Source organism: Kitasatospora sp. NPDC058032 (assembly GCF_042885845.1).
Taxonomy (GTDB): Bacteria; Actinomycetota; Actinomycetes; order Streptomycetales; family Streptomycetaceae; genus Kitasatospora.
This window is the reverse complement of sequence record NZ_JBHVRK010000014.1, coordinates 122599-129069: the sequence shown is the minus strand read 5'-3', so window position 1 is coordinate 129069 and position 6471 is coordinate 122599. Positions and strand designations below refer to the sequence as shown.

Annotated in this window: 7 protein-coding genes; 3 read left to right on the top strand and 4 right to left on the bottom strand. The window is 73.1% G+C overall.

Translation table 11 applies throughout. The annotated features are described in order from the left end of the window. The 3 genes from ACFVUH_RS22755 to ACFVUH_RS22745 form a co-directional block, all read left to right on the top strand. A partial coding sequence (locus tag ACFVUH_RS22755) for a carbohydrate ABC transporter permease (protein ID WP_387915106.1) occupies positions 1-967 on the top strand: 967 nt, incomplete at its 5' end. Continuing rightward, complete coding sequence (locus ACFVUH_RS22750) at positions 964-1812, top strand: carbohydrate ABC transporter permease (protein ID WP_355374084.1); 849 nt, start codon at positions 964-966, stop codon at positions 1810-1812. The genes ACFVUH_RS22755 and ACFVUH_RS22750, both read left to right, overlap by 4 nt. Before the next feature lie 76 nt (positions 1813-1888). Continuing rightward, positions 1889-2449: a nucleotidyltransferase domain-containing protein gene (locus ACFVUH_RS22745; protein ID WP_387915105.1), complete on the top strand. Its 561-nt coding sequence runs from the start codon at positions 1889-1891 to the stop codon at positions 2447-2449. Here the strand turns inward: ACFVUH_RS22745 and ACFVUH_RS22740 are convergent. The 4 genes from ACFVUH_RS22740 to ACFVUH_RS22725 all read right to left on the bottom strand — a co-directional run bounded on the left by ACFVUH_RS22740 (position 2403) and on the right by ACFVUH_RS22725 (position 6457). Then, a complete protein-coding gene (locus tag ACFVUH_RS22740) occupies positions 2403-3149 on the bottom strand; it encodes a VOC family protein (RefSeq protein ID WP_355374079.1) in 747 nt (248 codons plus the stop codon). The genes ACFVUH_RS22745 and ACFVUH_RS22740 overlap by 47 nt on opposite strands. Positions 3150-3182: 33 nt before the next feature. Next, complete coding sequence (locus ACFVUH_RS22735; protein WP_387915104.1) at positions 3183-3827, bottom strand: alpha-ketoglutarate-dependent dioxygenase AlkB; 645 nt, start codon at positions 3825-3827, stop codon at positions 3183-3185. Between the two features lie 43 nt (positions 3828-3870). Beyond that, positions 3871-4692 (bottom strand): YncE family protein, encoded by an 822-nt coding sequence (locus ACFVUH_RS22730; protein ID WP_387915103.1) that lies wholly within the window; start codon positions 4690-4692, stop codon positions 3871-3873. 244 nt (positions 4693-4936) lie between these two features. After that, positions 4937-6457 (bottom strand): APC family permease, encoded by a 1521-nt coding sequence (locus ACFVUH_RS22725; RefSeq protein WP_387915102.1) that lies wholly within the window; start codon positions 6455-6457, stop codon positions 4937-4939. Between the last annotated feature and the right edge of the window lie 14 nt (positions 6458-6471).

The following is a 6471-nucleotide window of genomic DNA, read 5'->3' as shown; positions in this document are numbered from 1 at the left end:
CCCCGCCCGGCGGGGGGCGCCCCCCCGCCCGGGCGGGGGGGGGCGGGGGGGGGGGGGGGGCCCGCCCCCCGCGGGCCCCCCACGCCGACCCCCGCTGCTGCTCCTGCTGCCGGCCGCGGTCATCATGATCCCGCTGGTGGCCTACCCGATCTACCAGCTCGGCCTGCTGTCCGTGCTGGACTTCGGGCAGGCGCAGGCCTCCGGCGGCGTGCCGACCAGCTTCGTCGGCTTCGGCAACTACCAGAAGATCCTGAGCGACGGGCAGTTCTGGTCGGTGCTGACCCAGACGATCGGCTTCGCCGCGTTCTGCGTGGTCGCCACCCTGGCCGTCGGCGCCACCCTCGCGGTGCTGCTGACCAAGGTGGGCCGGGTGCCCCGGCTGGTGCTGACCACCGCCGCGATGGCGGCCTGGGCGGCGCCGGCGATGACCGGCTCGACGGTGTGGAGCTTCCTGTTCGACACCAACCTCGGCCTGGTCAACAAGACCCTGGTGAGCATCGGACTGAACGGCTTCCACGAGTACAACTGGTTCTACGACAAGTGGACGGCGTTCCTGATCGTCGGCGCCGTCGTCGTCTGGCACTCGTTCCCGTTCGTCATGGTGACGCTGTACGCGGGCATCAAGGCGATCCCGACCGAGGTCCTGGAGGCGGCGGCGCTGGACGGCGCCGGCTCCTGGAGCACCTTCCGCCGGATCACCGCCCCGATGCTCCGGCCGATCCTGACCATCGTGGTGATCCAGTCGGTCATCTGGGACTTCAAGGTCTTCACCCAGATCTACGTGATGACCGAGGGCGGCGGCATCGCCGGCCAGAACCTGGTGCTCAACGTCTACGCCTACCAGAAGGCCTTCGCCTCCTCCCAGTACGGGCTCGGCGCGGCCATCGGCGTGATCATGCTGCTGATCCTGGTGATCCCCACCGTCCTCTACATCCGCTCGCTGCGCAGGACGGGGAACGAACTGTGAACGCCCGTAGCCGCTGGCGCCTGGGCGCCAACACCACCGCCCTCCTGGTGGCCGTCGTCACCGCCTTCCCGATCTTCTGGATGGTGCTCTCGGCCTTCAAGCCGAAGGGCGAGGTGCAGTCGCTGAACCCCCGTCCGTGGACGGCGCACCCGACGCTGGAGAGCTTCCGCCAGGTGCTCAGCGTGTCCGGATTCGGCCGGTACTTCGTCAACAGCCTGGTGATCGCGCTGTCGGTGGTGGCGCTCTCCGCCGTGGTGGTCTTCCTCGCGGCGGTCGCGGTGACCAGGTTCAAGTTCCGCTTCCGCACCACCATCATGGTGATGTTCCTGATCGCCCAGATGATCCCGGTCGAGGCGCTGACCATCCCGCTGTTCTTCATGTTCCGCGACGCGGGCCAGTACGCGCCGGGCATCGGGCTCAACACCCTGGCCTCGCTGATCCTGGTGCAGCTGGCGTTCTCGCTGCCGTTCGGGATCTGGATGATGCGGGGCTTCGTCGCCGCCGTACCGGTGTCGATCGAGGAGGCCGCGCAGATCGACGGCGCGAGCCGGACCCGCATCCTGTGGACGATCCTGCTGCCGCTGGTCGCCCCCGGGCTGGCCGCGACCAGTGTGTTCTCCTTCATCGCGGCGTGGAACGACTTCGTCTTCGCCAAGACCTTCATCATCAGCGCGACCGAGAACCAGACCCTCCCCTCGGCCCTGCTGGTGTTCTTCAAGCCGGACGAGAACGACTGGGGCGGCATCATGGCGGCCTCCACGCTGATGACCGTGCCGGTCCTGATCTTCTTCATCGCGGTGCAGCGCAAGCTGGTCTCCGGGCTGGCGGGCGCCGTCAAGGACTGAGACCCGGGCCTTGACGAAACCCCCGCGACGAGAAGCTGCGACGGGTATAGCGTCCGGTGCCGTGGAGGTGGGGTCCATGGACCGGGAGCGAGCCGACGGGCAACTCGCGCAGATCGCCGAGACGGTGGGCCTCGCCCACCGTCTCGGCACACGTGTGTGGCTGCGGGGCGGCTGGGCGATGGACTTCTTCCTCGGCGAGCAGACCCGCGACCACGAGGACGTCGACTGGTTCGTCCCGGCCGCCGACGCCGCCGCGCTCGCCGCCGGGCTGGACGCCCTCGGCTACCGCCCGCTGGCGGGCAGCCCGCCGGAGCAGCAGTTCGACGTCGTCAGGGACGGCCTGGAGTCCGGCTTCGCGCTGGTCGACCTCACGCCGGACGGCCGGGTGCTGGTGGCCGGCGGGCCCTGGGCGGGGACGGCCTGGCCGGCCGGGCTGCTGGACGGGCCGCCGGGGCGGCTCGGCGCTCTGGTCTGTCCGATCGTCGCACCGGCGGCGCAGATCGAGATCAAGCGGATGATGCCGGTCTGGGACCCGCGCCGTCCGCGCCGGGCGAAGGACGCCGAGGACGTCGCCCGGCTGCGGCAGGGGCTCACGCGGCCAGGGACTCCTCCGCCGACGGGAGGCCGATCAGGGTGAAGGCGGCGCCGGCGTCGTCGCGGACCACGGCGCGGCGGCCGTAGGGGGTGGGTTCGGGGGCGGTCAGGACGGTTCCGCCCAGGTCGCGGACCTGGTCGACCGCGAGGTCGGTGTCGGCGGTGCCGAAGTGGACCGACCAGCCGCTGTCGGGACGCCGGGCGATCGCGCCGGCCGGCAGGCCGTCGACCCGGAACAGGGTGGCGCCCTCGCTCTCGCGGCCGTACTCGTAGCCGAAGACCCGCCGGTAGAAGGCCCGGGCGCGGTCCGGGTCGGGGGAGTGCTGTTCGCTCCAGCTGAACGCGGCGGGCTCGTCGACCAGGCCGGCGCCCTGCCAGAGCAGTCCCTGCCGCAGGCCGAACACCGCTCCGGCAGGGTCGGCCGCGAGCGCGGCCCAGCCCTGTTCGGGCGGCACCTCGTACGGCTCCCGCAGCACGCGCCCGCCCGCCGCCCGGACCGCCTCGGCCGTCCGGGCGGCGTCGGCCACCGCCAGGTACGTCGTCCAGGACTGCGCGGTGCCCGGCGGCCGGGCGGTGAGGCCGGCGACCTGGGCGCCGCGCAGGGTGGCGACGCTCCAGCCGGGCAGCTCGACGAACTCCCAGCCGAACAGCCCGCCGTAGAAGCGCCGGGCCCGGTCGAGGTCCACCGCGCCCAGCTCGACCCAGCAGGGGACGCCCTCGTGGTACCTGCCGGCCTTCGGCATGCCGCGGCCTCCCGGGTCGGTGCGCCGACGGCCTCAGAAGACGCCGCGCGGCCGGAACTGGATGCTGATCCGGGGGCCCGCCGGGCGGGCCGTCTTGGGCACCGCGTGCTCCCAGGTGCGCTGGCAGGAGCCGCCCATCACCAGCAGGTCCCCGTGCCCGAGCCGGTGCCGCCGCACCGGGCCGCCGCCCCGGGGACGCAGCAGCAGCGGCCGGGGCTCGCCGACGGACAGGATCGCCACCATGGTGTCCTGGCGCGCGCCGCGCCCGATCCGGTCGCCGTGCCAGGCCACGCTGTCCCGGCCGTCCCGGTAGTAGCAGAGGCCGAGGGTGCGGAACGGCTCGCCCAGCTCCCGCGCGTAGTGCGCGCCGAGCGCCGCGCGGGCCTCGCCGAGCACCGGGTGCGGCGGCGCGTCCCGTTCGCCGTAGGAGGCGAGCAGCCGGGGGACGTCCACGGTGCGCTCGTACATCTCGCGCCGTTCGGCCCGCCAGGGCACCTCGGCGGCCAGCTGTTCGAACAGCCGGTCGGCCCCGTGCAGCCAGCCGGGCAACAGGTCCACCCAGGCACCCGAACCCAGCACCTCCCGGCGCACACCGGTCAGCGGCCCCAGGACGGGCCCGGCCGGGCCGGGGTCGTCGAACAGGGACGGCTGGAGGTGGACGGCGGCGGTGGTGCGCATGGCTCCAGCCTACGCCGAGAATCGAACACACATACGAATGTGGTCAGAGGGGGACGACCGTCAGCGTCCGCTCGAAGAAGTTGGTGACGTAGAGGCGGCTGCCGTCCGGGCTGACGGCGACGCCCCGCGGGCCGCCGGACATGGCGATGGTGCGGGTGACGGTGTTGCTGCCGAGGTCGATCACGGAGACCGTGTCGAACGGGAAGTGGGCCACGTACAGCCGTTCGTCGTGCACGTCGCCGGCGAGCCCGTACGGTCCCCGGTCCACCGTGATCACCGCGAGCGGCTCGGCCGGCTTGGGCCCGTCGACCTCGATGACCTCGGTCGCGTCGTACACCGACACCGTGTTCGCGAAGTGGTTGCTGGCGTAGAAGCGGTTGCCGTCCGCGCTCGCCGCCAGGCCGACCGGGAAGTCGATGCCGGTCAGGGTGCCGTGGCTCTTGGTGAGCAGGTCGGAGATCATCACCTGGTTGTCGATGGCGTTGGCGATCAGTAACTGCTCGGGGTGGACGGTGACGGCCAGACCGTACGGCCGGGCACCCATGCCGGTGCTGATGGTCTCCTTGCCGGTGGCGGCGTCGAAGACCTTGACGAAGGTGGAGGAGTTCTCGGCGACGTACACGTGGTCGCCGGCCGGGTCCACGGCCACCCCGTACGGGCCGACGGCGGCCGGGAAGGTCAGGGCGACGGTGTTCGCCGGGGTGTCGACGGCGGTGACCGTCCCGTCGAGGAAGTTGGTGACGTAGACCCGCCGGCCGTCGCGGCTCGCGGCCACGCTGTGCGGGCCCGTGCCCACGGGAATCGTCTCGAAGGTCTGGGGGCCGGCCCGGTCCGGGCCGGTCGTCGGAGTGGTGGAGAGTGACATGGTCCGCTCTTCCCTGTGTCGGGTCCTCCGCCGGCCTTCGACCGGGTGCGGCGCCGGGTGCCGCCGCAGGCGGCCGGGAAGCGTCCGGGGGCGCCGACCATCGCGTCCGCACCCCTGGACGAGGGGCGCGCGGGAGGTCGCCGCACTTCGATCGTACGCCGACCGGGTGCCCGGTCCACCGGGCACCCGGTCGGTGCGGGAGCGGCTCCGGCGCGGTGCCGAAGCGGGCTTCCCGGCGGGTTTCTCAGTGCGGATCCGGCTCGCCGTCCACGTCCGCGGTGCCGAGCCGGGCGTACACCTCCGGGCGGCGCGAGCGCAGCCGCAGGGCGAGCGCCACGCCGGCCAGGAACACCACCGGAACCACCGACACCAGCGGCCAGTTGACCTCCGGTCCGGCCGCCGTGAACAGGTCGAGGCGCCAGACCACCAGCGCGGTCGCACCGCACAGCAGCGCCGTGGAGAGCAGCGGCGCGACCGCCGTGCGCAGCCGGCCCGCGCTCGCCGCGGCCGCCCGTTCGCGCCGGAAGAACGCGTACACGGCCAGCCCGGCCAGCGCCTGGAGCAGCAGGATGCCCACCACGCCGGGGGAGTTCACCCAGAGGAAGAACTGGTTGTACGGGTCGGCGCCGATCAGCGCGGCCACCACGACGGCGCCCGCCGCGAGCAGGCTCTGGGCGATCCCGCCGATCCACGGCGAGCGGTGCCGGGGGTGGATCCGCCCGAGCACGGCCGGTGCGGCGCCCTCGGAGGCCAGCGCGTGGCCGTAGCGGGTGATGGTGTTGTGGAAGGCGAGCAGCGCGGCCAGCAGGCTGGTGACGATGAGGACGCGCTGCAGGTCCGTCGCCCAGCCGCCGACGTACTCGGTCATCGCGGTGAAGAACATCCCGGCCGGGTCGTCGGTCGCGGCGGCCACCGCCCCGGCGTCGCCGAAGGCCTGCACGATCGTCCAGGTGATGAAGGTGTAGAACAGCCCGAGGAAGGCGATCGCGGCGTAGGTGGCCCGGGGCACGGTGCGGTGCGGGGTGCGGGCCTCCTCGCGGTAGATCGCGGTGGCCTCGAAGCCCACGAACGCGGCGAAGGACAGGCCGAGCACGCCGCCCATGCCGCCGGTGGTCACGTTCCCGGGGGAGAACGAGGCGAGCGAGAGGCCGTGCGCCCCGCCCCTGGCCAGGATCGCGACGGCGAGCACCAGCAGGATGCCGGTCTCGGCGATCAGCAGCGCGCCGAGCACCTTGGCGCCGAGGTTTATCGAGCGGTAGCCGAGGAACCAGACCGCCGCGACCCCGAGCAGCGACCAGAGCGGCCAGGGCAGGTCCAGGCCGAGCAGGTCCCCCGCGGTCTCCTTGGCGAAGTAGCCGAACGCACCGAACATGCCGATCTGGATCGCGTTGTACGACAGCACCGCGAGCAGCGCGGCGCCGAGCCCGGCGGGGCGGCCGAGGCCGCGGGTGATGTAGGCGTAGAAGGCGCCGCCGTTGCGCACGTGCGCCGCCATGGTGGTGAAACCGACGGCGAACAGGGCGAGGACGAGGCCGGTGGCCAGGTAGGCGGCCGGGGCGCCGATGCCGCCGAAGGCGATGGCGAAGGGTGCGACCCCGGCCATCACGGTGAGCGGGGCGGCGGCGGCCACGACGAAGAAGACGATGTCGCCGGTGCCGAGGACACCGCGTTCCAGCCCGGGCGCCGGGGCCGGGGCAGGGGCCGGGGTCGAGGACGGGGCCGGGGGTGCGGCCGCGGGTGCGGCCGTCTCGGAGGGCAGGTGCATGGGGGAGCTCTCCT